Raw genomic sequence first — 1,094 nt, forward strand, 5'->3', positions numbered from 1 at the left:
CGCATCTGGCGGCGCGAGGGCCTGAAGGTGCCCGCCCGGCAGCCCAAACGTGGGCGGCTGTGGCTGAATGACGGCTCCTGCGTACGACTGCGGCCGGAGCGGCCGAAGCAGGTCTGATGGGATGGACGGCCCCACTTCCTGGCACCGGCTGTGCCAAGCTGGCCAACAGTGCATCGAAGCTGAGGAGAGACAGCCATGCAGGTGACGACGATCGGGCTCGACATTGCCAAGCACGTGTTCCAGTTGCATGGGGCGGACGCGACGGGAAAGCCGGTGCTGCGGCAGCGTGTCCGGCGCGCCCAGGTGCTGGACGTATTCCGGGCGCTCCCCCGTGCACCATCGGCATCGAGGCCTGTGCAACGGCGCACCACTGGGCACGCAAGCTGCAGGCTTTGGGCCACCAGGTCCGGCTCGTACCGCCGAGCTACGTCAAGGCGTACGTCAAGCGCAACAAGAACGACGCCGCCGATGCCGAGGGGATCTGTGAGGCGGTCATGCGGCCCACCATGCGGTTTGTGCCCGTCAAGGCACGCGAGCAGCAGGCGGTGCTGATGCTGCATCGGGCCCGCAGCCTGGTGATCGCTCAGCGACGCTCGCTCGGCAACGCCATCCGTGCCCATCTCGCCGAGTTTGGGATGGTCGGCCCACAGGGCCGCGCTGGGCTGCGGCGGCTCTTGGAGGAGGTGCTCGACCCTTCGTCGGCCGAACTGCCTGAGCTGGCGCGGGAGGTCATCCAGGAACTCGCATCTAAGCTGGGCGAGGCCGAGGCGCGCGAGAGGGCGCTTGAGGCAAAGATCCTTGCCTGGCACCGCGCCAACGAGATCAGCCAACGGTTGGCGACCATCCCCGGCATCGGTCCGATCACGGCCTCAGCGATTGCGGCCACCGCACCTGACCCCGCGCAGTTCACCTCTGGCCGACACTTCGCGGCCTGGATCGGCCTCGTTCCTCGTCAGCGCTCAACAGGCGGCAAGGAGCGGCTCGGCCCGATCAGCAAGCGAGGTGACGGCTACCTGCGTCGCCTGTTGGTGACGGGCTCTTAGAGCACTTCAGGCTTGCACGGACTCGCGGGTTCTGATTCGACGCTGTTGATG

The 1,094-nt window shown here is 67.5% G+C and carries 2 pseudogenes; both read left to right on the forward strand.

Features of this window, described 5'->3' with window-relative positions:
* Window positions 1-114 (forward strand): annotated as a pseudogene (locus BO39_RS35575) (IS3 family transposase); the annotation flags it as partial.
* An 81-nt stretch (window positions 115-195) separates the two neighbouring features.
* Window positions 196-1,040: pseudogene (locus tag BO39_RS29485) on the forward strand (IS110 family RNA-guided transposase); the annotation flags it as partial.
* Window positions 1,041-1,094: the final 54 nt, after the last annotated feature.

The organism is Roseomonas aerilata DSM 19363, assembly GCF_000711725.1.
GTDB classification, from domain to species: Bacteria; Pseudomonadota; Alphaproteobacteria; order Acetobacterales; family Acetobacteraceae; genus Roseomonas; species Roseomonas aerilata.